The organism is Bacteroides caecicola (assembly GCF_023337095.1).
Classification (GTDB): Bacteria; Bacteroidota; Bacteroidia; order Bacteroidales; family Bacteroidaceae; genus Phocaeicola; species Phocaeicola gallinarum.
This window is the reverse complement of record NZ_JAMBLM010000004.1, coordinates 1-25924: the sequence shown is the minus strand read 5'-3', so window position 1 is coordinate 25924 and position 25924 is coordinate 1. Positions and strand designations below refer to the sequence as shown.

Below are 25924 nucleotides of genomic sequence, written 5' to 3'. Positions count from 1 at the left end.
CTCAGTTTGAGGCAAAAATTCTATTCGAAAAGAGGAGGAGTCTTCCGAATAGAAAAGGGCAACTTATCCGCATGAAACCAGCAACACTACCCATAGTATTTCGAGAAGTAGAACGGCCACAGATTTTCCTATCCGGAAATCAGGGAGACGAATAAAAACAGGATTAAAAAACCAATTATCTGAACTTATTCAGTTTGGGTTTTCGGTCGATAGAATTGGAAAGAACTTTCCACCCGCTATTATAAGCACGACTGCTTCTTGCGCTGACCGCAGAACCGGTGGATGTTGCCGACGGGAAAGCTCCATTCGAGACATGATAAAGAACTGTTTGCAACAGAGCCTCATCTTCTGAGCCAAGTTCATACAAATCACCCCCGAAATCTTCTTCTATTTCAAAATCGGGAGCCAATCCATTATCGTAATAATCAGAAAAATTCTCGCTATTACTTAATAAAGAGGTAGTAAGCCAAAGTTCTAAATAGGGAGATGCTTCGTTTGTAAAACATTGCTGGGCCACATTTTTACCAAACGTGGCAGTACCTACCTGAAACAGGCGACCTTCCATATAAGGTTTCAAGCAATTAATTACTATTTCGGAAGCCGAAGCAGTGTTTGACGATGTAATAATATACAAGTTACGATAAGACAGCGGCGCTCCTGCGCTTAACAAGCTGGTATCAAAAGTCAAAGTCTCCGTCTTATTAATCTTGTCATTATAGGTCATATTCAGAAAAGTTTGCCCGACAGCGCTTTGAGGTGCCAACAATGTACTCAATATCTGTGAAGTAGAAACATATCCTCCGGGATTATAACGCAAATCGAGGATGATGTCATCAGAAGAAGAAATTCCCGAAAAAGCAGATTGCAGTTCGTCACCGTCTTCACCAAACTCATTATAAAGCATATAAAAAGCCCGATGACCGTCTGATGTAACCAGCGTATTCGTCGTCAAAATATTATGTTGTTCTATATAACGCGGCGCTGCAAGTTCTACCGTCCCTATCGTATCAAATTCCACATACAATTCCTCGTCTTCATTTTCATCGTAAGGATTATACGAACCTAATGTAAAGGAATGTGCTTGGGTAGGGCGACCTACATACTCCTCATAATCGTTGGACGAAATTTCATTGCCATCCACGGCTATAATCCAGTCTCCACGTTTCAGTCCCGCTTCGGTAGCCGGAGAATCCGGTTCCACATAGATAACACGCAGCGCATTCCCACTGTTGGTACGCACGGTAGCGGCTTCAAAACCAAATGTAGGATATTCACTCATCGCACGTGACACGCTTACCGAATCGACGTGAGAAAAATAAGTTCCGTTTTTTTGGTCACTTTGCGAAGAAGCACTCCTTAAAAATTCATCCGGCTTATCGAAGAAATTCAATTCGCTCTCAGCAGGAATATCTTCATAAAAAAGATAATTCTGCTGCATGGTTTCATAAATCCACGTTTTATCTGCAATCAACGCATAATACTCCCCCGAACGGTCTACCCCGCACGAAGCCAACAGGTATATAAGCGTCAGACCTGCCCAAGCCGTATGAATAAATTTCATTTTCATATTCCGATTACTTCATGCTGAACGAGCCTTCGCCAATCATATTTCCATCTGCAAATATATAAACATGATATGTACCGGCGGGAAGGAACTCTTCTATATCCCAATACACAGTGACATTTTGTTCTTCACCAGTATACTCGATATACTTCTTTATAGAATAGCTGATATTTTGGTTTTCGTAAGCGAATGTATAACCAGAACCTTTAGTTAAAACTTCGTTATCGGGTTTAGCAATCCGAACATACAGCGTCTTATTGCCCGTCTCTGCTGTTATGTTCTTCACGATAGTAAATGAAACAGATAGTTTTTTCGCCCTGCTCACCCGATTGGTTTCTCTTCCGCGTTTGTTCAATGCCACCACATTGATGTTTGTTGCATCCAGTTGAGCCGCAAGCGATACTTTTTCATTCAAGTTCTTCTTTTCTTCAGAAAGCGTATTAATCCGCACGGTAGCAGCAGAATATTTGCTTTTCACCGCTTCGTTTTCTTCTTTCAATGCAGCATTCAATCGGTTTAAAGAATCTATCTGAATAACATAGCTTCTCAATACGGCACGCACCGTCTTTAATTCTTTCTTCAAACGCATGATTTCAGCGGCATTGCTGCTTTTTACCTGACGCAATTCTTCCAACAGGCGTTGGGTCTTGAGCTTCTCGGTTTCCAGTTTTTCACGCAAAGAGTCATTATTTATCTGTACTTGCAGCTCGTCATATTGGGTGGCAAATGTACTATACTCATTTTCCATCTCCTGCTTTTCGATGGCAAAAAGTTCGGTCATTTCCTTGTTCTTGTGCATTTCATTAAAAGCAAAGAACGATACCCCGGCTATAATGACAATCAATGCCGCTATTACTATTATCAGTTTTTTATTCTTTTCCATTGTATTTTTTCGTTTGCTGCAAAAATACAATATTTTATTGAACGCATATACAGTGTTTTCATTTTTTTAGCGGACAAGAGTTACAACTTTCATTTTTCCCCTATAACTAATGTAATCGGAGGATTGTCTTTCTTTTCCCAGTTTAAAAACAGAGGGCTTGGAGAAAGAGCATTGATGCTGTCTGCCCACTCATTCAACAGTCGCAACAGGCGGGGAATGGCATCTGTTCCATAATAATTTACAAAATCCTTTTTATTGCCTTCTCCCTGAGATGAAATCGAATTTATATATGAATCTTCCGGATAGAAACAATGGCTAAACGTGCTATTGGTTGCATTATTTGCCAAGCTGTAAAATTTGTCATTCTCTCCATAAACATAGCAATTCGATATTTCACCTCCATAACACCGATAGGTCATTTCTCCGCCTTTCGTAGTTTTCATATAAGTGCTGTTGGCAATATAACAATTCTGTATCTTGCCTTGATTGATGTAAACGAATCCGGCCGCAAGCTCCAATGCCGAAGCCAGTGTATAGTCTTCTACGCTACTGTTACGTATAATCCCTCTGCTGACTCCAACCAGTCCGGCAACAGTAATATCCGACTTCTTTGCTCGAATGATGCTGTTCTTCAAATGACAATTATCTACGATGCCTTCGTTTACACCGCTCAACAGTCCATTGTTATTCCCGTCATTGGTAATATTACAGGTAATGTTCTCCAATCTGAGATTTTTCACCACACCGGTATTCCCAATATAAGCAAAGAGTCCGTTAGAACCTTTATTTTCCTTACTGGCAGGAAGAGCTATATTATATAATGTATATCCACATCCATCAAATACATCTGAAAACGGATTTTTCTGCGTATTAGAAACAAATCTACCGATAGGCATAAGCCGTTCTGATTCTGCATCAGTAAATACGATATCGTTTTTCAGTCTATATGTAACAATGCCATTAGAGGTTATTCCAAATTCTTCCAAACTTCTATTCCCGTAGGTTTCGCCATTTATAAGATGAGAAAATGCAATAAAGTCTTCTGCCGTACAGATTCCGGCAGTTCCGTCATCATATAAAATATTACACTGATAACATACTCCCGCACTAAAATCTGATGCAGCGAGCTGTGTCCGGAAAGTCTTCTCTGAAGATATTACAATTTCAATATCAACATTTACAGCCTTAACAGAAGGCACAAGAAAGGTATAAACGCCATCAGCGTGTTGTGTAAAACAAATAGTAGGAGCCGACTCAGCGTCATCGTATTCAAACAAAGCTGTCTCTGTATCGAGATACAAGACACGAACAGAAGGAGTAAAACGAACTTGAGTGACTTGTTCGTTCAAGTTTTTATCAAGACGGAATGAAAGGCATGAAAAAAGATGTTTAAAACCCAGTGTTATATCTTTCCCCCACGGACACTCTTGCTTCACGAAAAGAATGTCTTTCAGATTCCCATCCTCTAAATAAAATTGTTGTTCATCCTCAAAGACCGGCGGAGCAAATGCCGTAACAGTTGCAGGCTGTTCATCTGATTGCCATTGGTCGTCCGGTAATCCATTCCATTGACTGCCGTCGTAAGTCAAGAGTGCTCCTTGACAATCTATTCCTCCTTTACTATAAAAAGAAATCGTACTCCCTTCTTTTATTTCTGCTTCAACAAACGAAGTTGATGGAGAATTATTGTTCGACCGAAGATAATCTACCGCACTATTTCCGGTTATACTTACACGAAACGGTGTTACAGAAGTTGCATCATCGGAAGTGCAGGCAAAAAGGCCCAACATAACCAACAATAAATAAAAGCAAGCCAATCTTCTTTTCATACGAATAGCGTTTTTAACTAAAAGAACGAAGACCAGCCGAAACGTTTACTTTCACAACAATAAAAAAAGCCGCCCACCTTCACAGGCAGGCAGCTACATGTACAAATACAAAATACAAATACAACTAAACGAGAATATCTTTTGTCTTCTGAAACTTTATCAAACGATTCCTTGAGCCAACATAGCATGAGCCACTTTCATAAAGCCGGCGATGTTTGCCCCTTTCACATAATTAATATAACCGTCCGGTTCTGTGCCATACTTCACGCATTGTTCGTGAATATTGTGCATAATCTGGTGTAACTTGTCATCTACTTCCTGAGCCGTCCAGCTTATGTGCATGGCGTTCTGGCTCATTTCCAATCCCGAAGTAGCCACACCGCCTGCGTTCACCGCTTTTCCCGGAGCATACATAACCTTATGTTCCACAAAAGCATCGATAGCTTCCGGTGTACAGCCCATATTCGAAATTTCGCCCACACAGAGTACATTATTATTAATAAGCATGGCAGCGTCTTCGCCGTTCAGCTCATTCTGGGTAGCACACGGCAGAGCGATATCTACCTTCACTTCCCACGGACGCTTACCGGGTACGAACGTTGCGCTCGGATAGCGTTCTGCGTACGGAGCCACAATATCGTTGCCCGAAGCACGAAGTTCAAGCATGTAATCTATCTTTTCGCCACTCACGCCATCGGGGTCATAGATGTATCCGTCAGGACCGGAAAGCGTAACTACCTTTGCTCCTAATTGAGTTGCTTTGGTTGCTGCTCCCCATGCCACGTTTCCGAAACCGGAAATAGCAACTGTCTTGCCTTTGATGTCGATACCTTTCTTATCCAGCATGTGTTTTACAAAATACAAGCCGCCGAACCCTGTTGCCTCCGGGCGTATCAGCGAACCGCCGTATTCCAAACCTTTGCCCGTAAACGTACCTGTAAATTCACGGGTCAGCTTTTTATACATACCAAACATATAACCTACTTCCCGACCGCCTACACCAATGTCGCCTGCCGGTACATCCATATTAGGTCCTAAATGGCGCCACAACTCCAGCATAAATGCCTGACAGAACCGCATGATTTCGGCATCGCTCTTTCCACGCGGTGAGAAATCGGAGCCGCCTTTACCTCCGCCCATCGGCAAACTGGTAAGTGCATTTTTGAAAGTCTGTTCAAATCCCAAGAATTTCAAAATGGAAAGATTAACCGAAGCGTGGAAACGAATACCGCCTTTATACGGGCCAATGGCATTGTTAAACTGTACACGGTAACCCAAGTTGGTTTGCACTTCACCTTTATCGTCAACCCAAGTTACGCGAAACGTAAAAATGCGGTCAGGTTCAACCAAACGTTCAATGATTTTAGCTTTTTCAAATTCGGGATGCTGGTTATACACATCTTCTATAGAAAGTAATACTTCTCTAACAGCTTGCAAATACTCTGATTCACCCGGATGCTTAGCCTCCAAAGATGACATAATCCGATTAATATCCATACTTCTTATTATTTAAGGTCTGACAAAATGAAATGTTTTATAAGTGCAAAGATAAGTAATTATTGAAAACAGCAAAATTTTCCCTCCGCTTTTTGCTTTAAATAATGATAAAAAGAAAGAAGGCACCCAATACAGCCATTCATCATATTGATTACTAATATTTTCATTTTAGTTGCATTCGTTTGCATAAATCATCAGAAATACCGACATTTGTTTGCAAATCAAATCGGAAAAACATGCTTAGCAAATTAAAACTGAATCAACTCTATTTTAAGGATACACAATTCGTCAACCTGATGACGAAACGGATTTTCAATGTGCTGCTCATAGCCAATCCTTACGATGCTTTCATGCTGGAAGATGACGGCCGCATCGATGAAAAGATTTTCAATGAATACATGAGCCTCAGCCTCCGTTATCCGCCCCGGTTTACACAAGTGTCTACCGCAGAAGAAACGTGGGAGAAGTTGAGCGAAACCATGTTCGACCTTGTTATCTGTATGCCTGCATCGGACAACAGCGATACGTTCGACATCGCCCGCGAAGTGAAAGAAAAGTATCCGCACCTGCCGTTAGTGGTGCTGACTCCTTTTTCGCATGGCATCCGCAAACGCATGGAGCATGAAGACCTGAGTATCTTTGAGTATGTTTTCTGTTGGCTGGGAAATACCGACTTGCTGGTGTCTATCATCAAGTTGATAGAAGACAAGATGAATTTGCAGCATGACATTGAGGAAGTAGGTGTGCAGATGATTATGCTGGTAGAAGACTCCATCCGTTTTTACTCGTCCGTGCTGCCTAACCTTTATAAGTTTGTATTGCAACAGAGTCAGGAGTTTGCTACCGAAGCGCTGAACGAACACCAGCGCACGCTGCGTATGCGCGGACGTCCGAAAATTGTACTGACACGCTCGTATGAGGAGGCGATGGGGCTATATCAGAAATACAGTCATAACATGCTGGGAATTATTTCGGATGCGCGTTTCCCGCACGATGGGGTGACCGACCCGCTGGCGGGTATCAAACTGCTGACGGAGGTGCGTAAGCAAGACCCGTTTATTCCGCTTATCCTTCAGTCGGCGGAAGAAAGCAACCGGGCGTATGCCGACCAATTAGAGGCGCAGTTCATCGACAAGAATTCAAAGAAAATGAATATCGACTTGCGCGAAGCGGTTTCCAATAACTTCGGATTCGGCGATTTCATTTTCCGGGACCCGAATACGATGGAAGAGGTAGCACGCATCCATAACCTGAAAGAGCTTCAGAACACACTGTTCTCTATTCCCGCCGAATCGTTTCTGTACCACATCCGCCATAATCATATCTCGCGGTGGCTGTATTCGCGCGCCATGTTCCCGCTTGCCGAGTTCGTAAAACAAATGAGTTGGGATTCGCTGCAAGACTTGAATGCGCACCGCCAGATTATTTTCGATGCCATCGTAAAGTACCGCAAAATGAAGAATCAGGGAGTGGTTGCCATTTTCCAGCGCGACCGTTTTGACCGTTATTCTAACTTTGCCCGTATCGGCGACGGTTCGCTGGGCGGAAAGGGACGCGGACTGGCGTTTATCGACAACATGGTGAAGCGACACCCCGATTTCGAGGAGTTTGAAAATGCCACAGTGGTTATCCCTAAAACGGTGGTACTGTGTACCGACATTTTCGATGAGTTCATGGATACCAACCGGCTCTATCAGATAGCTTTGAGCGATGCCGATGACGATACGATTCTGCGAGCCTTTCTTCACGCCAAGCTGCCCGACCGGTTAGTGGAGGACTTCTTTGCTTTCTTCGAAGTAGTGAAATCTCCCATCGCCATCCGCTCGTCCAGCCTGCTCGAAGATTCCCATTACCAGCCCTTTGCGGGAATTTACTCTACGTACATGATTCCGTATCTTGATGATAAATACGAGATGTTGCGTATGCTGAGCGATGCCATCAAGGGGGTATATGCTTCGGTGTATTATAAAGACAGTAAGGCGTATATGCAGGCTACGAGCAACGTCATCGACCAAGAGAAGATGGCGGTTATCTTGCAGGAAGTGGTGGGTACGCAGTACGGCGACCGGTATTATCCTGCCATTTCGGGCGTGGCGCGTTCCGTCAACTACTATCCTATCAACGACGAGTTGGCAGAAGAGGGCACGGTAAGCCTTGCGTTGGGATTAGGAAAATACATTGTCGATGGCGGGTTGACCTTGCGGGTCTGTCCGTATCATCCCAATCAGGTATTGCAGACCAGCGAAATGGAGATCGCCTTGCGCGAAACGCAGACCCGCTTTTATGCGCTCGACCTCAAAAACATGGGCGAAAACTTTTCATTAGACGATGGGTTTAACCTGCTGAAACTCCACGTGAAGGATGCCGAAGCCGACGGTGCACTGAATTACATCGCCTCAACCTACGACCCCTACGACATGGTAATCCGCGACGGTATTTATCCGGGAGGGCGCAAGCTCATCACCTTTGCCAATATCCTCCAGCACGATGTATTCCCGCTGGCGCGCATCTTGCAGTTAGTGCAGAAATACGGACAGGGCGAAATGCGCCGACCCGTAGAAATCGAGTTTGCCGTCAATTTCAATGCCCGTACCAAGAGCGGCGTATTCTACCTGTTACAGATACGCCCGATGGTAGACATGAAAGCCGACTTGCAGGAAGATTTAAATGCCATCCCCGACGACCGCCTGCTTTTGAAGAGCGAAAACTCGTTAGGTCACGGCATCATGGAAGATATTCAAGACGTAATCTACGTAAAGACCGATGGTTACTCGGCATCGAACAACCAGTTGATTGCTTACGACATTGAGAAACTGAACCGCCGTTTCTTGGATGAAGATAAGCATTACGTTCTTGTCGGTCCCGGACGCTGGGGAAGCAGCGACACGTGGCTCGGCATTCCCGTTAAATGGCCGAACATCTCCGCTGCCCGCGTCATCGTAGAAGCCGGATTGACGAATTACCGTGTAGACCCCAGTCAGGGTACGCATTTCTTTCAGAACCTCACTTCGTTCGGGGTAGGTTACTTTACCATCAATGCGTATATGAACGACGGCATCTATAATCAAGCCCTGCTCGACAGTATGCCTGCCGTAGAAGAAACCAAGTTCCTGCGCTGGGTACGCTTCGAGCGTCCGCTCACGGTTAAGATGGATGGTAAAAAGAAAATTGGAGTAGTGATGTTCAACGAATAATCCATACCGTGAAGTTACTATTCCGCATAAACAATAAAGCCTAACTGATTATGACAGCCTGTGTAGGGGCGTATCGCATACGCTCCAAAGCACTCGCACGGATAAGTTGATGTATTCAAGGGCGTATGCCATACGCCCCTACATCAGCTGCCGGCAGGCATACCGCTCCGCCGTTGGCGCTACATCACACCGGAAATTTATGAATCAGCAGCACCCTATTTCCGTTATCCAACGCATTTTTTACCGTATCGGGCAATGATTCGTAATCTACTCGCCTATTACGCGCAGAAAAACATTCGCTTTCGCCTCAAGAGTTTTTTCCCGTGCGATAGCCGACAGAATAGAGAAATAAATTCCGTAATCCTTGCCGAACTCTTCGATGAGAATATTCTTAATCTTTATAGCCAGTTCCGAAACAGCCGTTTCGGAAACAGCTGTTTCGGAACTACAAAAATAACACATTTTCTCGATAAGACATGCCTATTGATACCGATATACAAATAAAATGATTTAAAACCTTTATTTAATAATGTAGGAGTCGGTTACAGGCATTCATTTCACCCCCAAAACAGCCCTCTAAAATTCTATGGGAAGCGTTACCTTACGCTACCGCATGGGAGGAGGAGTCTTACCCATAGAACGCACCTGCGCTATGGGAAGCGTTTGAAGACGGATTTTCAACCCTTATTCCGGTACTCTAACGGGCTCATTCCCACGTAGCGTTTGAAGTATTTCCCGAAGAAAGACATGTTTGCAAAGTTCAGCGAATCGGAGATATCCTGTATCGAGAGGTGGGTGGACTTTAACTGCGACTTGGCGTCCATGATGACCATTGACGATATGATGTCGACGCACGTCGTACCCATTACTTGCTTTACCGTGGTACAGAGGTGGGCATGAGTGATGCCTAACTTCTCGGCATACCATGACACGTTCCGGGTCTGACTGTAATGCAACATGACCAGTTGCGTAAAATTACGGCAGATTTGCTCGCTTTTCGTAAGCGACACTTTCCCGTAATTCTTACTTTTATAAAGTATAGAAATTCCCTTATGTATGTCTGCATAGAGATTTGAAGTTATCTCATTACGTATCTTCTCCGACATTCCTTCGTACATGCGGATTAAGAACTGCAAATACTCTTCCAGCATCTTTGCTCCCTCCGGCTTCAGCGTAATGATAGGACGTCCAAGCGTAGAGTAAATCGCTTCCAGCATAGAATGTGCTTGGCTTGCCTGCTCAAGATACTGCGAAGAAAATCCCAAGAAATAAATTTTCAAATCGCCGTTGATACTATGAATCTGAAAAATACTTCCGGGCATAAGTGTAATCACATCGTTCCCCCTCACCGAAATATGGTTCAGGTTTACCGACGCTTCTACTTCTCCTTCCATACAGAGTACAAATATCTCACATTTCAGCCGCACGGGATAGTTCGTATATAAACTGAGCAGCTCTTTATTGATGTCTGTCCCGATGACCCAGTCTTCGGGCAAATCGATTTTAGGCAAGTCTTTTTCCATGACAATCGTATTTATATTTCCTCATACACAAAAGTAATGAATTTGAAATTTAGACTATAAAAGAAAGAATGAAAAATGTATAAAATCGCGAAAATAGGGTATTTATGACAAACAAAAATATGTGCACGTAAAAAACAGAACAAAAATAATAAAAATTGACCTTGTGAGTTTTTTAGCTTTGCCATTACTTTGCACCGAAATTTTAATAACGGTAATTATATGGATATGAAGTTTTTTTCTTTTTGTTGCCTGATGGGAGCGGGAGCTTTAATGGCATCTTGCTCTTCTGAAAACGACGCACAGCCGTCGGGAGAGGGCACTATTTCGTTGAATGTTACGGCTGAGACGGGGTTTCAGTCGCGTGCGCTTGACGAGTCCGACTATCAGAACCTGAACAACTATACGGTTCAGCTGATAAAGGAGTCGGCAGTTCTGAACACTTGGAATTATGCGGATTTGCCTTCTGCCATCAAGGTGGATGCCGGAAATTATCAGGTGAAAGCCTTTTACGGAGAAGATCAAGCCGTATCGAGAGAAAGTATGTATGTAGAGGGCGTAACCGACGTTACCGTTACTCCTTCGACCGGTGAAGAGGCTGCTACTCAAACCGTTTCGGTTACTTGCAAGCCGGTTTGCGCAAAGGTTAGCGTGAAGTTTGCCGACAGCATGAGCGAGTATTTCAGCGATTACTATGTTACGTTTAAAACAACTGCGTTAGGCGACGAGACTTTTGTATGGAGTAAAACCGATATCGACCCGGCATACCTGAAGGTGGAAGAAAACGAATCGGTGAGCGTAACCATTTCTACAACCAAAATCTCTGACAGCTCACAGTCTACCACCAACAAGACTTACACAATGAGTCCGCAAACGGGATTGACCATCAACGTGTCTCCGAAAGCTCCGGATGCTGAAGGCAATATTTCTATTTCGGTAGAAATCGATACTTCAACTGTCGACCACGAGCAAGACATCGAAGTTCCTAACGATTGGATTTGATTGATTAAAAACTAAACTTACGATATTATGATGAAAAAATTAAATATATTTACGCTGGGCATGGCGCTGGTAGCCGGATTGTCCTCGTGTGAAATGGCAGACGAAATGAGAGGCAACGGATCTTCCACCGAAACAGGAAGTCTGGAATTGTCGGTGGCTGTGGCTCAAACAGAAAGCCGTGCTGATACGGGAAGCAGCATTTCTACAGATAACTTCGACGTGGTAATCACGAATACGGAAAATGCAGAAAATACATACACTTATACTTACTCGGAACTGCCTAAGCCTTTAACTCTGCCGACAGGTACGTATACGGTTTCGGCAAGTACGGAAGGCGATATCCAAACACAAATGAGTGCCCCGTATTATGAAGGCACCGAAACGCTGACCATAACCAACGGAGTAACGTCGCAGGTAGAGGTGGTTTGTAAAATGGCAAACACCAAAATCGACATGGGTTACAGCGATGATTTTAAAAGCATGTTCCAATCATGGACTATTAACATTGACGATGGAGACAGCCATGTCATTACTTTCTCTAATGAGAACGTAAACGACACCATTGTTTACTGGCATTTGGGCGACAATGTTACGACCATGACGATGAACATCGAAGCCACTACGACCGATGGTACGAAAATCACCGACCAGAAACAATTCACCAAAGCGGATGCTGACCAGTCGTATGGCGACGACAGCGACAACTTTACGGGAGGCGATGTACTGAATATCAACATCGACATCGATGAAAACGAACCTTCGGAAGATAACCGTCCGCAGATTGGTTTCATTATCAATGTTGACATTACTTTCAGTGATACCAACGAAACAGTGGAAATCCCGGTAGAGGATGTACCGACTGAACCGGAAGAACCGGGGGACAACAATATCGAAATCTCGGATAACGGAACCGGCTATTTAACAAACGGCGTAACCGTAGTAGGAACAGATTATCCAACGGATGTAGCCGTAGTTATGACCGTTCCTAATGGCATTAAAAACGTCTATGTAAAGATTGCATCAACCAATAGTACATTTGAAGGTATGGTGGCAGACATGGGACTTGTTAACGGAGACGGAATGGACTTGGCTAGTGATGATGCACAAAGTTTATCGGAATTATTCCCTTTACCTGAAGCAAATGCAACCAGTTATACGTTTACCATGACGTCTACCTTATTTACACTTTTGGGTAATTTCTCAGGCAAACATGACTTTACATTAACAGTTATAGATGCTAATAACAACAGCAAGTCAGCTACCCTGACTATAAACAACTAATTAGAGCTATGAAAAAGAATTGGTATACATTAATAATATGCTGTTTCATGGTAATGCTCTCCGCTTGCCAAAACGAAGATGAGCTATCAAACAGCAACGTGGGTTACTTGCGCCTGAACTTAGGCGTCAACACCTCTGTCACCACCCGTGCCGATGAAGCACCTTACAACCCCGAACAGATCGGTATTCAGATTGTTTCGGCAGATGGAGAAGTGGTAAAAGAAACATCGAATTGGACCGAATGGGAAGGTCAGCAAATCGCATTGGCTACGGGTACTTACACACTGAAAGCCTCATCTGCCGGATTCGATGGTGCAACTTCCGGATTCGACAAACCGTATTATGCCGGAAGTGCGGAAATTACGATTGAAAAAGATAAGGAAGTAAACCAAACCATCACTTGTACGCTTGCCAACGTCAAGGTTACGGTAAACTTCGACCAATCGTTTATCGATGCGTTCACGGCAGCCAACGTGGAAATCGACGACAATGCCGACAATACCGGTATCGACCCGCTGACTTTCATCATGGGACAAGAAAACCCATCGGGTTATTTCCCCGTAACCGACCTGAAAGCAACGGTATCTGTAACCAATAAAGACAACGAGAACTTTACGCAAAACGATATAATTAAAGGTGTACAAGCACGCGACCACTACATCTTGAATTACAAGGTGAGCGAAGGCAGCGGTGAGGGAAACATTTCAATCAGCGTAGACCCAAGCACCAAAGAATATACGTATACGTTCTATATCAAAACCACGCCTGACTCAGCTCCGCTTTCAGCTCCTACGGCAAATGCATGGGCGAAATTGGTTTACCTGACCGGACAAGTATCAAGCAGTGAACTGACTCCGGAAAACATCACATTCCAATACCGTGAAAAAGACGCTGCGGAATGGACTACGGTAGCTGCAACGCAAGACGGTGAAGACTACAAGGCAACCATTACTTCGCTGCAACCGAACACAACGTATGAAAGCCGCATGGCATATAATGACGAGCAATACAGTGAAGTAACCGAGTTTACCACAGAAGATGCTACAGCTTTATATAACGGTAATTTCGATGATTGGTATCAAGCTGGAAAAGTTTGGTATGCTGTAGCCGAAGCCAATTACAACAACGGAAATACTTTTTGGGATTCAGGAAATGAAGGAACTTCGATGATGTCAAAAAATCCCACTTCACCTGAAGAAGGAGTTGTTCATACAAGCGGAGGAAAATCGGCTAAATTAGAGTCTCAGTTTGTTGGGCTGTTTGGAGTTGGTAAATTTGCTGCTGGTAATATTTATACTGGCAATTATTGCGAAACATTTATGAGCCCAATGGGTGCCCGCATTCGTTTTGGTAAAGAATTTGCATCTCGTCCTACTAAATTACAAGGCTGGTATAAATATACTCGTGGAACAACGATAGACGAAGATAACGATGCAAATTATACTGAAATATTGAATCAAGCAGGCGGAGACTTATGTTCCATATATATTGCATTAACAGACAATGAAGGATTAGCTGCTGATGATGTAGCTCCGGCTGCTGCATTTGAAATTGATAATCGATTATCAGCAGATGAACCGCAGAATTTTAAATATAAGAATGCTATAGATTTCAGTACAAATAATCCGCATATCATTGCTTACGGTACTATTACAGAAGAAGAAGCTAAAGGTGCAACAGATTGGACTCAGTTCACCATAGATTTAGAATATCGTGATTTAACTCGCAAGCCTAAATATATAATTATAGTAGCTTCGGCAAGCAAATATGGCGACTATTTTACGGGAAGTACAAGCAGTTTGATGTATGTTGATGACTTCTCTTTGGTATACGATGGCGAACCGGCACATTAAACCAAAAAGAGACACCATTTGTTTACAAGAATTATAAATCTTATAACCCTAACCGGAAGAGGGAATCTGAAACAGGATTTCCCCTTTCGGTTATCCTTATGAAGAATGAAAACTAAACTTTTAACATTTATTCTGCTATCGGCAAGCGTAATAACCGCTTCAGCCATCAATCCTCACCGCGTAAAACGTATCGATCGCGGCATTCATGAATCCGTATTTGTCCCGAAAGGGCAATGGATGGCGGGAGGTACGATTTCTTACTCGGAACATAACGAAGATAACCTGAACTTTACAGTCTTGAAAAACATTGAAGGTAAAGGGTATGATTTCAAGGTAAGTCCTTTTGTAGGATATTTCTTCCGAGATAACATGGCTGCCGGTCTCCGCTTCGGGTATAATCGGACGTACTTAGACTTAGGCAACCTCGACTTAAATCTGGGTGAAGATTTCAACATCAGCTTAGACGATGTGTATTACTTGGAACATAAGTATGAGGTAGCAGGCTTTTTACGTACTTATCTTCCGGTAGGGCGCAGCAAGATATTCGGTCTGTTTAACGAGTGCCGTATCACTTACGGATATGCACGCGGAAAAAACTCCACCGGTTCGGGAGCGCAATACGACGGTACGTTTGAAACGACCCATAACTTGGAAATCGGTTTCGCACCGGGTGTTACTGCTTTCATCACCGACTGGTCGGCAGTGGAAGTTTCGATGGGTATCATGGGATTTGATTTCAAATGGAGAGATCAAAAAACAAATCAGGTGGAAACAGGAAAGCAACGGACTACTTCCGGAAACTTTAAAATCAATTTGTTTTCCATCAACATTGGTATGACTTTCTATTTATAACCCCTCATGGATTAAAGTATGACGAAAAAGATTGTTTATATAGTAGCCGGACTATTGGCGTTGAACGCTTGTAAAATAGAGAATGACATTCCTTATCCGATAGTGGAAGGCAATATCGAATCGTTTGCCGTAGAAGGACAGTGTGCCGCCCCCGACGGTTCGGGCAACCAAGCTGTTATCAGTACCTCTAATCGGACAGTAACGCTATACGTAGACGATACGGTAGACTTAACCAAGTTACGCATCACCCAGTTTACAGTTTCTTCGGAAGCTACCATACAGGTAGACTCAAGTGTTTGTGTAGACTATTCCAAATTTCCCACTGCCGGGTTTGAAACGCTCGACAATACAGCAGATACACGGGTAAACTTTACGAATCCGGTGAAATTTACCTTGCAAACTTATCAAGATTACCAGTGGACGGTAAACGTTACTCAAATCATCGAACGAAACATCGACGTAACCGGACAAATCAGTTCGGTAATAGACACGGAAAACCGTATTGCCATTATTTATGTATCGACAGATACTGACTTGTCGAACATCCAAGTAAATACCATGAACTTGGGCGGAGCTTCGGGCACAGTTACTCCCGACCCTACCACGGTGCATGACTTCAGTTCGGCTCAGCAATTCTTAGTATCGCAAGGATGGGAAGATACAGCAAAAGAATGGACTGTTTATGTGTATCACAGCAAAGGAAGCACTTCGACGGCAAGCATTTTTCCCCGAACTACCAGTGCTACGATAAGCGGAAACATACAGAGCGGTCAAACTCCGGTAATTTCTTACAAAGAAACCAGTGCGTCCAACTGGACTGAGCTTTCATCTTCGGCTGTTACGGTAAGCGGAACCAGCTATTCGGCGGATATCACAGGACTGACCGGCGGAACCAGCTACCAATACCAAGTAGCAATAAACGGATCAACCGTAACTTCCGAATCGTTTACCACAGCTCCCGCCACCCCGCTGACGAATGGGGGATTCGAAGACTGGTGGAGCGAAACAACAAGCAGTGGAAGAACGTTATGGCATCCGGGAGTACAAGGTGAAAATACGTATTGGACTACCGGAAACGAAGGGGCAACAATCATAGCAAACAGCAACTCCGTCCCCGAAACAGAAATTGTATACAGCGGTACAAGGGCTGCCTGCTTACAAACAAAATGGCTGACAATGAAACTGGCAGCAGGAAACCTTTTTACCGGAGATTTCCAAACAGACGGAACGCATGGTATCTTAACCTTAGGACGTGAGTTTTCTGCTTTCCCTTCTACTTTACGGATGCACTTGAAATACACTACTTCTACCATTAGCCGGACTCCTACAGAACGGGATGATTGGGATTACATGAAAGGACAGAACGATACATGCCACGTTTACATTGCGCTAACCACAGAAAAAATAGAACTTCGCACCCGAAGATATGACATATTCAACAAACGAGCTTCTTCTGTCATTGCTTATGGAGAATACCAATCGGGAGTAGATGTATCAGGCAGTGAACGTAACGGATATGCACAAATTGACGTTCCTTTGGAGTATTACCGCACAAACGTAACACCGCAGTATTTAATTATAGTATGCAGTTCCAGCAAATATGGAAACTTGTTTACAGGAGGTGAAAGCAGCACATTGTATTTAGACGAAATGGAATTAATATATGAATAAAATTCAAGTTTATCTCTCTTTATTGGTATCTGCACTGACATTTGCAGCTTGCAGTCAGACAGACGACCTCAACTCTTTATCGGGCAAAACGGGATTTTTAGTATCGCTCACCGACCCGGTTACCGTAACCGTATCGCGTGCCACTCCGCAAGAATTGGGAGCGGCAGCAGAAAACTTTCAGATAAAAATTACACGCAGCGCCACGGGAGAAGTGGTGCATGACGGTGGATATACTTCTGACGTGATTCATGCCGAAGCCGGATTTTACGAACTTGCGGCAGTGTGTGGCGAAAACCCCGCATTGGCGTTGGATGCACCTTACTACGAAGGGAAGGTGAATGCCAAAGAAATAAAGACCAACCAAGTAACTGCCGTCAGCATCCCCTGTAAGGTGGCAAACTCGTTGCTCTCAGTAAAATATAACGAAGAGAAAAAGAAATTCAGCGACGTTTACAGCAACTGGTATGTGGAGGTGAAAGTAGAAAGCGACACGGTACACATTCAAGATACAACGAAGAGTGCTTATTTCCGCGCCGGGTCATCGTTTGAGGTGTATTTCCACGCTGTCAAATCGGGAGAGACAGAAGAAAAATCCATTCAGATTGAAGGTATCTCTACCTCGCTTCAGGCTGCCGAGCACCTGATTCTGACTTTGTCGCCCGAACCGGACCGTTATGAGATTCCGCTAACGGTAACGAAGGCAGAAATCAAACAGGTAACCGTATCGGAAACCCTGCCTGAAACGTGGCTGCCGAAACCGAAACTGGAAGCGGAAGGATTTACCGACAACCAGCTCTCGTTCGCCGAAACAGAGACTCCCACTGCCGTTATCAAACTGAATACCGCTTCTGCCTTGCAGGACATGAAGCTGAAATTCCATTTCGAAGATGAACAATTCACATCGCTGAACGGCGATAAAACCTATGTATTGTCCGACGAAGCGGATAAGAAAGCGGTAGAAGACGCGCTGGGCATCACGCTCCCCGCCGTAGGAAGCGAATCGGCAAGTCTTGACCTGTCTCCGTTAGTTGCTCGTATGCAGACCAATGCGGGCACCACCACTGCCAACACCATCGAAGTAGATGTACAGGCTAACGGACGCTGGAGCAGCGAGGATGAATCGGCCAATCGGGTTTATACGTTGAATTGTAGCAGACCGGAATTTCACATTAATGTATATCCGGGTAACATTTGGACGAAAGAATTTACCGTCAATGCCCTGATGGAAGACCAAGTTGAAGCAGGTAACTTTGAGACCCTTAGTCAAAATATGAAATACCAGTTCAGCAGCGATGGAAGCACTGATTGGACTGATTTAGGAGAGGATTTACGCAAAGCTGACTTACAACCGGGAACAACTTATTATGTGCGTGGAGCATATCGTAATGAGATTTATACAGATGTGGTGGAAGTCAAAACATACGAAACTTTAAGTATTCCTAATTCAACATTGGATGAAGGATATACAACGAGTTATCCCAAAGACGATAATCCTTTATATACTTTTAATGGAGAATGGATTGATACACGTAACTCGTTAACTTGCCATTCTAATGGCGTTAATGCGTTTTACGTATCTAAATCAAGTACATTGCCCATCACCGAAAATGGCAGCACGGTTGCTCACATGATGACAATAGGCTGGGGAGCAGGTAATACATGTAATTTTGGACATAAAGGAGGAAGCGTCATTAATAATATATCGGCAGGTATTGTTTGTGTAGGCAATTACGAAGCTGACACAGATGTTATAAAAGCAAAAGAAGCAGCCATTCGCCCTACTTCTTTAACTTTCACTTATAAAGCCTCTCCTTATAACGGTGATGAATATTTAATATCAGCAGAGCTGTTAAACATTACCGATGATGTAGAAACCGTTATAGGAAAAGGAGAGTTACAGTCAGGAGAAGCAGTAAGTAACTACGAAACTAAATCAATAGAAATTACATACGATGAATCAATGAAGGAACTATCTATTTCTCATATAAGAATTGTCTTTAAAGCCGGAACTAAAGAGGACAGAGACCATTTGGAAGATGATTTTAGAGATGCAAGTCTTTGGGAAGGTTATACTAATGCCTATCTTATAGGTAGCCAATTCTGGCTTGATTCATTTCACTTAAATTACGATAAATAAAAACAGAACCTATGAAACATCCCCTACTATACTGCATATTCGGAACCTTCTTGTTGGCAAGCTGCCAGCAAGAAGAAACTCCTGAAACAAACGGATACGGCTATCTGTCTATCAGCGACATTGCCGTACAGACTGTGAATGAAAGCATCGTTGCTACCCGTAGCGGAGAAGAACCGCTGACGGTGGAAATCTGGCAGGACGGCAGTTTACTGCAATCGCTTGACGACACAGCCAATAAGGTGAGACTGGAAAGCGGAAGCTACACGCTGAAGGCGTACAGCAGCAGTTACGAAACAAACTCGTCGTGGACGAACAGCGAAAAGGGCGAACCGGTGTACTACACCGAACAGGCATTTACCGTAGAAGCCGAACAGACCACTTCGGTGGAAGTCAGCGTACCGATGATAAATTTCGGGGTAACATTCAGCCTGCCGGAAGAGTATAGCGGCTACTTCTCTTCATGCACCTTTACAGCCACCGTAGGCGAACGTTCCGTCAGCCTACAAGAGGGTGAAACGGCCTATTTCTCTTACACCGAAGGTGCTGCCTTCAGCTATACGCTGAATGCCACCAACTCCGACAACGAGCCGTTTAACCAATCGGGCAGTTACGGTGGAACAGAAGCAGGCGAAACCATTTCGTCCGGCACGGTATACACAGTAACCTATAACGTAGAGACACGTCAGTTTGATATATAAAACGTAGGGGCGTATCCGCAAATACGCCCCTATAATCTCTTTACCTCTTCCGACGAAGGAACAAGCTTTATCCTATTTTACTGATTTTTTTCAGCTTTTCTTCCTCTAAAAGTTTTATCTTCCGACCGTCGATAATTATAAGTTTCTCAGCAGCAAAGTTCGACAATGTACGGATGGCATTCGAGGTTGTCATGTTCGATAAATGCGCCAAATCTTCACGCGAAAGATAAATACTCAGCGTACATTGGTCTTCTTCCACCCCGTATGTATCTTTTAAAAACAGCAACGATTCGGCAAGACGCCCGCGAATATGTTTTTGGGTAAGGCTTACGGTACGCTCATCAGCTATGCCCAAGTCTTTAGACAGCTGACGAATGAAGAACATGGAAAGTTCGGGATTTTCTCTCAGCAGCGTAATGATAACAGGCATAGGTATGAGGCAAATGGTGCATGGCTCAAACGCAGCAGCAGCGGTAACGTAGTTTTCTTCGGCAAAGTAAGCCCGATAAGCAAAATACTCCTGACTCTTGATTACACGGATAATCTGGCTACGCCCTCCTACCCCGTCTTTATAGATTTTCACCTTTCCGTTCAGCAAGCACATCAAATACATGGGGGTTTCTCCCTCGCAGTAAATTGTTTCATTCTTCTTATACTTCTGAACCACAAAATTTTGGGCAAGATAATCACGTTGCTCCTGTGTCAAAGGTTGCCATAAATCGGGAATACATTTGGCAACTTCAGCTTCAGTCAGTTCCTTTTTTACCATAAGCGTTCGAGAAAACATGTTATTCAGCACAAAGGTAAAAATAATATATTTAATTTGTCCTTTTTTATTAATAAAAATATCCACTCCAAAGTCATTTGTTATATATTTGCCCCGAATTATGTACACTTATCGTTTATATGTGGCCTGCTGGATGATAATGCTCGTGTTAGGCTTACATCCGATTACTGGAGAAGCACGCAACCAAGTTGCGTCTCTTCCTGAAAAATCGTTTGTTCCAGACTCTGTATTGGAGCATATTTTCAATTCGGCTACATTCTATTCGCAAGAAGTAAAAAGCTATAAGGGTGACTTGTACCTGAAGGGACAGTTACAGATACACAAACAGAATCGCATTATCCGCTATATCCCGTCGATGTTCCGGCTCGAAAAAGGGGTAAACAATTATTTACACGAATCTATCAGTGAGTTCCATTATACGGCTCCTTCTATCTACGACCGGAAAATCAGGGCTGTTTCGAGTACGTTTCCCAGTAACCGGGGACAAATATTCGACATATTCGACTACATGAAATTCAATCTTTATGCGCCTTCGGTGATGGAAAACAAAATATTATCTCCCCTTAACCGCAGCGCTAAAGTGCATTATTACTATTTGCTCGACTCGATCAGCCCTCAATTAGGAAGCAACCTGTATAAAATCCGGTTTATACCCCGCTATCACAGCACGCAACTCTTAGAAGGGTTTATTTGGATTTCATCGGAAGACTGGGCCATACGTTACGTAAACGTCAGCGGGAAGTATGACCTGATACATTTTCATCTTTCCATGAAAATGGGGGATACGGAAGAGAGCAAATACCTCCCTATCTTACTAAACTTGACACTGAACTTTAAGTTTCTGCGTAACCATCTGACTATGAAATATACAGGATGGATGAAGTATAACGAAATCGTACTGAGGAAACCGGGTGAAGATTTGGCAGTATTCAGAAAGCAGAAAAAAGAACATTACAATTTGTCGCAATCGTATACGCTAACCTGCGATACAAGCAGCCTGATTTCAGACCGGGATTCGTTTAACCGCATCCGTCCCATCCCGCTAAGTGCAAGTGAAGACTCTTTGTACTGGATGGCTGACGAACGGCAACGGCAAAAAGCGGCAGATACGCTTGACGCAAAACCTTCAAAACGGAAAAAGAACCTTGTTTATTTAGGACAATTAGGTGATGCCTTGATAAGCAGTTACGACATCGACATCTCCAAATTCGGAACAGTGAATTGTTCGCCTCTGATAAACCCGCTGCTAGTCAGTTACAGCCACCGCAACGGTATTTCATACAGGCAGGTATTTAAATATAACAAACTGTTTCATGACGGCAGGCTGTTACGCATCGCTCCCCAAATAGGTTATAACTTTACGAAAAAAGAGTTTTATGCAAAAGCAGACGTAGAGTATGTTTATAATCCTCGACGCCACGGCTCTATCGAAGTACATGCCGGAAACGGTAACCGCATTTACAGCAGTGTGGTGCTCGATCAGTTGGCTGCGCTCCCCGACAGTGCTTTTTCATTCGAAGGGCTGGAGTTAGACTACTTTAAAGATATTTATTTAGACGTCTCACACAATATCGAAATAATAAACGGACTGAACGTATGGGCGGGTATAGCCATGCACTGGCGTTATACCAAAAGCACTCCGGAGGTAGAAGCCCGCGTACGCTCGCGCTACAACAGTTTTGCTCCGCGTATCCGTATACAATGGACGCCGGGCATGTATTATTACATGAACGGAAACCGTAAAATAAACGTAGGTTCTTACTATCCCACCCTGACGTTGGATTACGAACGGGGAATACGTATTTTAAACAATTCGGGGGAATATGAGCGCATAGAGTTCTCGATAGAACAGATGATCCGGTTACGGAATGTGCGCACCCTTTCTTACCGCCTCGGTGCGGGATTTTTCACAAATCAAAACCGTTCGGATATGTATTTCGTTGATTACGTTAACTTTGCCAACCGGAACTTGCCGCAGGGATGGAATGATGACATAGGCGGAACTTTTCAGACGCTGGATTCGCGGTGGTATAACGCTTCGAACCACTACGTAAACGGAAATTTAACTTACGAAGCTCCTTTCATATTACTTTATCCGGTCTCGAAGTTGCTTTCTTTCATCCAAAAAGAGCGTCTCTATGCGGGTATCCTGTTCGTACCTCACTTGAATCCTTATATCGAATTGGGATATGGATTTGGCACACATATCTTTGATGCGGGTGTCTTTATAGGAAATGAAAAAGGTAAATTCACATCAGTAGGATGTAAATTTACCTTCGAACTATTCAATAAATAAGACTACTTAAACTTTCTTACCTGCGAAAGCAAAAGGAGAAATTCTCCGCCTGTATATCCCTCAAAACACTACGGGTAGCATTACTCATCCCATGCGGTAGCGTTTGCTGTTTCTACCCATAGAACTGACCAACTCTACCGTTAGAATTTTGAAGACCCCGGCTTAAAATAAACTCTTTATCTATTTTATCAATTTATCCGATAAAATGACTCAGACTAATTCATCTGATGTATAACCAAGCGGAAGTTCGCGGCAGTTATACCCCGATGCCATAATTTCTCCGTAAGCTCCGGCAGAGCGAAGTGCAATCAAATCTCCTCGCTTAACCCGGTTAAGGTCAATGGCTTTACCAAATACGTCTGACGATTCACAAATCGGCCCTACTACATCGTAAGTTTCCACCGCTTCATCCGAGCTTATGTTTTCTATCTTATGATATGCCTGATACAAAGCCGGACGAATCAAATCTGTCATACCTCCGTCTACGATGGCAAACTGTTTGTTAGTCCCCTGCTTTACGTAAATAACCCGTGTTATAAGGCTTCCACACTGCCCCACAACGGAACGTCCCAACTCGAAATGCAACGTTTGCTGAGGACGCAAGCGCAAATGCTTGTGGTATGTAAGGAAATATTCGGCAAAGTTCGGAATCGGCTGGCGGTTAGGATGTGAGTAATCAATACCTAAACCTCCACCTACGTTAATATGCTCTACTATAATCTGGCGCGCGAAAAGTTTTTCCTGCAACTCATTCACACGGTTACACAGTGCAATGAAGTCTCCCATGTCTAATATCTGCGACCCGATATGGAAATGTAACCCGACGAACTTTACATTATTCATCTCTAAAGCTCTATCTATTACTCTATCCATGTCTGCCATGCTGATACCAAACTTGTTCTCTGCCAACCCCGTTGTGATATTAGCATGTGTATGTGCTCCTACATCGGGATTGATACGGAAAGCTACTCGTGCTATTTTCCCTTTAGCGGCAGCCAGTTCGTTAATCACTTCCAGTTCAGGAAGCGACTCTACATTAAAGCAGAAAATATCATAATCCAAACCTAAATTGATTTCCCAATCGGTTTTTCCCACACCGGCGTATACGATTTTGCTGGCAGGAAATCCGGCCTTGATTGCCGCTTTAATCTCTCCTCCGCTTACACAGTCGGCTCCTAACCCGCTTTCACGGATAATTCCAAGCACTTTGGGATTGGCATTCGCCTTAACTGCATAATGCACGCAAAACTTATTATACTTAGCAGTTTCTGCCTTGATAGCCGCTAAGGTATCGCGCAGCAAACCTGCATCGTAATAATAAAAAGGAGTTTTTAATCCTTGAAATTTATCAATCGGAAATATCCCTTTCATAATTTAATTCTTCCCGTTAAACAAAGCATCACTCAAAGATTGCAAAGCACGCTTCTTATCTGACTCACGAATTAAGAAGGAAATATTATAGTTGCTTCCGCCGAACGAAATCATCCGTACCGGGATATCGCGCATCGCATCCAATGCTTTAGCTTCGAAACCAACGTTCTCCCATTCCAAATCGCCTACCACGCAAATGATGCACATGTCATGGTCGACAGTCACCGTACCGTATTTCTTCAAATCGTCTACGATTTCATTCAGATGCTTGGTATTGTCTATCGACATCGATACCCCAACTTCTGAAGTACATACCATATCAATAGGAGTCTGGTAACTTTCGAAGATTTCAAATACTTTGCGCAAGAATCCATGAGCCAACAGCATCCGACTCGACTTAATCTTAATAGCTGTTATGTTGTCTTTGGCTGCTACTGCCTTGATTTTACCTTTCTCCGTATCGTTGGAAATCAATGTTCCCGGAGCCGAGGGCTCCATTGTATTCAGCAAGCGCACGGGGATATTGGCATACTTGGCCGGCTGGATGCAGGTTGGATGAAGAATTTTCGCACCGAAATAAGCCAGTTCTGCAGCTTCTTCGAAATGCAACTGACGTACGGGCGAAGTCTTATCCACAACGCGCGGGTCGTTATCGTGCATACCGTCAATATCTGTCCAAATTTGAATTTCTGAAGCATTGATAGCAGCACCAATCAATGACGCGGTATAATCACTTCCGCCACGCAAAAGGTTGTCTATCTCGCCATAAGCATTGCGGCAGATAAATCCTTGCGTAATGTAAATTTCATAATCCGGATTAGCTTCCAACTGAAGGTTTAACTTCTCGCGAATATAAGTCAAGTCCGGCTCACTGTTCTTATCCGTACGCATAAAATCCAACGCAGGAATAAGCGCAGTTTTTACACCCTGTTCGCAAAGATAATTTGTCATCATATTCGTAGAAATGATTTCTCCCTGAGCCAAAATTACCTTTTCTTCAAACAGCGTAAAAATATCTTTGGTATACGAACGAATATAATCAAACACAGATTTTACAAATTCCAACGTCTTCTGCTTATATTCTTCCGTAGAATAAAGTTCATCAATATGCTGTTTATACTTAGCTTCCAACCTATTGATAATCTCATTTGCACCATCAGAATTCTTCTTGTACAAGTAATCCGAAATTTCAACCAGCGTATTGGTTGTACCCGACATAGCAGAAAGAACTACGATTTTCTGTTCACCGTCAGTAATCAATTTGGCTACATCTTTCATTCTCTGTGCAGATCCGACAGACGTTCCTCCAAACTTTAAAACCTTCATTTTTCGTTCCGAATTTTAATTTGTTCGTTAATTAGTTATTTTTCGAGTACAAATGTAATAATAAAATGCTGATTTTTGGCTCTTTCACAAAAAAAACGATTAAATCCTATGATTTTATTTGCAACAGCCATAAAGAAGTAAACAAAAAGGAGTTTATTCGGAG

General features: G+C 43.4%; 18 protein-coding genes. 9 read left to right on the top strand and 9 right to left on the bottom strand.

From position 1 onward, the window contains the following. Positions 1 to 175 precede the first annotated feature (175 nt). The 4 genes from M3085_RS04865 to gdhA form a co-directional block, all read right to left on the bottom strand. Positions 176 to 1561, bottom strand: coding sequence for a S41 family peptidase (locus tag M3085_RS04865; RefSeq protein ID WP_249052435.1), 1386 nt, complete (start codon positions 1559 to 1561; stop codon positions 176 to 178). A gap of 13 nt (positions 1562 to 1574) precedes the next feature. Further along, the gene (locus tag M3085_RS04860) at positions 1575 to 2447 is read right to left on the bottom strand and encodes a hypothetical protein (protein ID WP_178255917.1); all 873 of its coding nucleotides are present in this window, start codon (positions 2445 to 2447) and stop codon (positions 1575 to 1577) included. A gap of 89 nt (positions 2448 to 2536) precedes the next feature. Beyond that, positions 2537 to 4276, bottom strand: a complete 1740-nt coding sequence (locus tag M3085_RS04855) for a hypothetical protein (RefSeq protein ID WP_249052434.1) — start codon at positions 4274 to 4276, stop codon at positions 2537 to 2539. Between the two features lie 159 nt (positions 4277 to 4435). Beyond that, the gene (gene gdhA / locus M3085_RS04850; protein ID WP_178255919.1) at positions 4436 to 5773 is read right to left on the bottom strand and encodes an NADP-specific glutamate dehydrogenase; all 1338 of its coding nucleotides are present in this window, start codon (positions 5771 to 5773) and stop codon (positions 4436 to 4438) included. A gap of 236 nt (positions 5774 to 6009) precedes the next feature. Between gdhA and M3085_RS04845 the strand changes: the two genes are divergently transcribed. Further along, the gene (locus M3085_RS04845) at positions 6010 to 8967 is read left to right on the top strand and encodes a PEP/pyruvate-binding domain-containing protein (protein ID WP_249052433.1); all 2958 of its coding nucleotides are present in this window, start codon (positions 6010 to 6012) and stop codon (positions 8965 to 8967) included. A gap of 267 nt (positions 8968 to 9234) precedes the next feature. Here M3085_RS04845 and M3085_RS04840 read toward each other — a convergent pair whose 3' ends face one another. Together M3085_RS04840 and M3085_RS04835 are read right to left on the bottom strand one after the other, a co-directional pair. Next, a complete protein-coding gene (locus M3085_RS04840; RefSeq protein WP_249052528.1) occupies positions 9235 to 9429 on the bottom strand; it encodes a hypothetical protein in 195 nt (64 codons plus the stop codon). A gap of 215 nt (positions 9430 to 9644) precedes the next feature. Continuing rightward, on the bottom strand, positions 9645 to 10490 hold the full coding sequence (locus M3085_RS04835) for a helix-turn-helix domain-containing protein (RefSeq protein ID WP_178255921.1): 846 nt from the start codon (positions 10488 to 10490) through the stop codon (positions 9645 to 9647). A gap of 219 nt (positions 10491 to 10709) precedes the next feature. On the opposite strand from M3085_RS04835, the gene M3085_RS04830 reads away from it, so the two are divergent. From M3085_RS04830 to M3085_RS04800, 7 genes are all read left to right on the top strand, one after another. Beyond that, entirely contained in the window at positions 10710 to 11489 is a 780-nt protein-coding gene (locus M3085_RS04830) for a DUF4493 domain-containing protein (protein WP_204499081.1), read from the top strand. Between the two features lie 27 nt (positions 11490 to 11516). Next, complete coding sequence (locus M3085_RS04825) at positions 11517 to 12770, top strand: DUF4493 domain-containing protein (protein ID WP_249052432.1); 1254 nt, start codon at positions 11517 to 11519, stop codon at positions 12768 to 12770. An 8-nt stretch (positions 12771 to 12778) separates the two neighbouring features. Next, a complete protein-coding gene (locus M3085_RS04820) occupies positions 12779 to 14623 on the top strand; it encodes a DUF4493 domain-containing protein (RefSeq protein WP_249052431.1) in 1845 nt (614 codons plus the stop codon). Between the two features lie 105 nt (positions 14624 to 14728). Next, the gene (locus M3085_RS04815; protein WP_178255925.1) at positions 14729 to 15475 is read left to right on the top strand and encodes a hypothetical protein; all 747 of its coding nucleotides are present in this window, start codon (positions 14729 to 14731) and stop codon (positions 15473 to 15475) included. An 18-nt stretch (positions 15476 to 15493) separates the two neighbouring features. Further along, positions 15494 to 17146 (top strand): PCMD domain-containing protein, encoded by a 1653-nt coding sequence (locus tag M3085_RS04810; protein WP_249052430.1) that lies wholly within the window; start codon positions 15494 to 15496, stop codon positions 17144 to 17146. Next, positions 17139 to 19283 (top strand): DUF4493 domain-containing protein, encoded by a 2145-nt coding sequence (locus tag M3085_RS04805; protein ID WP_249052429.1) that lies wholly within the window; start codon positions 17139 to 17141, stop codon positions 19281 to 19283. Before M3085_RS04810 ends, M3085_RS04805 begins: the two co-directional genes overlap by 8 nt. Positions 19284 to 19294: 11 nt before the next feature. After that, a complete protein-coding gene (locus M3085_RS04800) occupies positions 19295 to 19981 on the top strand; it encodes a DUF4493 domain-containing protein (RefSeq protein WP_249052428.1) in 687 nt (228 codons plus the stop codon). A gap of 67 nt (positions 19982 to 20048) precedes the next feature. On the opposite strand, the gene M3085_RS04795 is transcribed toward M3085_RS04800, so the two are convergent. Continuing rightward, positions 20049 to 20750 carry a Crp/Fnr family transcriptional regulator gene (locus tag M3085_RS04795; RefSeq protein WP_178255929.1) on the bottom strand — a complete coding sequence of 234 codons (702 nt, stop codon included), beginning with the start codon at positions 20748 to 20750 and terminating at the stop codon, positions 20049 to 20051. Positions 20751 to 20868: 118 nt separating this feature from the next. Between M3085_RS04795 and M3085_RS04790 the strand changes: the two genes are divergently transcribed. Beyond that, positions 20869 to 23064: a DUF5686 family protein gene (locus tag M3085_RS04790; protein WP_191709823.1), complete on the top strand. Its 2196-nt coding sequence runs from the start codon at positions 20869 to 20871 to the stop codon at positions 23062 to 23064. Positions 23065 to 23274: 210 nt separating this feature from the next. Here the strand turns inward: M3085_RS04790 and lysA are convergent, their stop codons facing one another. Together lysA and M3085_RS04780 are read right to left on the bottom strand one after the other, a co-directional pair. Beyond that, entirely contained in the window at positions 23275 to 24435 is a 1161-nt protein-coding gene (lysA, locus tag M3085_RS04785; protein ID WP_178255931.1) for a diaminopimelate decarboxylase, read from the bottom strand. Positions 24436 to 24438: 3 nt separating this feature from the next. Next, positions 24439 to 25761, bottom strand: coding sequence for an aspartate kinase (locus tag M3085_RS04780; protein ID WP_178255932.1), 1323 nt, complete (start codon positions 25759 to 25761; stop codon positions 24439 to 24441). Positions 25762 to 25924: the final 163 nt, after the last annotated feature.

Bases quoted from the DNA above. Each gene is read 5' to 3' on its own strand.
- M3085_RS04810 (WP_249052430.1), top strand. From the start codon at position 15,494: ATGACGAAAAAGATTGTTTATATAGTAGCCGGACTATTGGCGTTGAAC.
- M3085_RS04845 (WP_249052433.1), top strand. From the start codon at position 6,010: ATGCTTAGCAAATTAAAACTGAATCAACTCTATTTTAAGGATACACAA.
- M3085_RS04815 (WP_178255925.1), top strand. From the start codon at position 14,729: ATGAAAACTAAACTTTTAACATTTATTCTGCTATCGGCAAGCGTAATA.
- M3085_RS04795 (WP_178255929.1), bottom strand. From the start codon at position 20,750: ATGGTAAAAAAGGAACTGACTGAAGCTGAAGTTGCCAAATGTATTCCC.
- M3085_RS04780 (WP_178255932.1), bottom strand. From the start codon at position 25,761: ATGAAGGTTTTAAAGTTTGGAGGAACGTCTGTCGGATCTGCACAGAGA.
- M3085_RS04840 (WP_249052528.1), bottom strand. From the start codon at position 9,429: ATGTGTTATTTTTGTAGTTCCGAAACAGCTGTTTCCGAAACGGCTGTT.
- M3085_RS04860 (WP_178255917.1), bottom strand. From the start codon at position 2,447: ATGGAAAAGAATAAAAAACTGATAATAGTAATAGCGGCATTGATTGTC.
- M3085_RS04855 (WP_249052434.1), bottom strand. From the start codon at position 4,276: ATGAAAAGAAGATTGGCTTGCTTTTATTTATTGTTGGTTATGTTGGGC.
- lysA (WP_178255931.1), bottom strand. From the start codon at position 24,435: ATGAAAGGGATATTTCCGATTGATAAATTTCAAGGATTAAAAACTCCT.
- M3085_RS04800 (WP_249052428.1), top strand. From the start codon at position 19,295: ATGAAACATCCCCTACTATACTGCATATTCGGAACCTTCTTGTTGGCA.
- M3085_RS04790 (WP_191709823.1), top strand. From the start codon at position 20,869: ATGTACACTTATCGTTTATATGTGGCCTGCTGGATGATAATGCTCGTG.
- M3085_RS04830 (WP_204499081.1), top strand. From the start codon at position 10,710: ATGGATATGAAGTTTTTTTCTTTTTGTTGCCTGATGGGAGCGGGAGCT.
- M3085_RS04805 (WP_249052429.1), top strand. From the start codon at position 17,139: ATGAATAAAATTCAAGTTTATCTCTCTTTATTGGTATCTGCACTGACA.
- gdhA (WP_178255919.1), bottom strand. From the start codon at position 5,773: ATGGATATTAATCGGATTATGTCATCTTTGGAGGCTAAGCATCCGGGT.
- M3085_RS04865 (WP_249052435.1), bottom strand. From the start codon at position 1,561: ATGAAATTTATTCATACGGCTTGGGCAGGTCTGACGCTTATATACCTG.
- M3085_RS04825 (WP_249052432.1), top strand. From the start codon at position 11,517: ATGATGAAAAAATTAAATATATTTACGCTGGGCATGGCGCTGGTAGCC.
- M3085_RS04835 (WP_178255921.1), bottom strand. From the start codon at position 10,490: ATGGAAAAAGACTTGCCTAAAATCGATTTGCCCGAAGACTGGGTCATC.
- M3085_RS04820 (WP_249052431.1), top strand. From the start codon at position 12,779: ATGAAAAAGAATTGGTATACATTAATAATATGCTGTTTCATGGTAATG.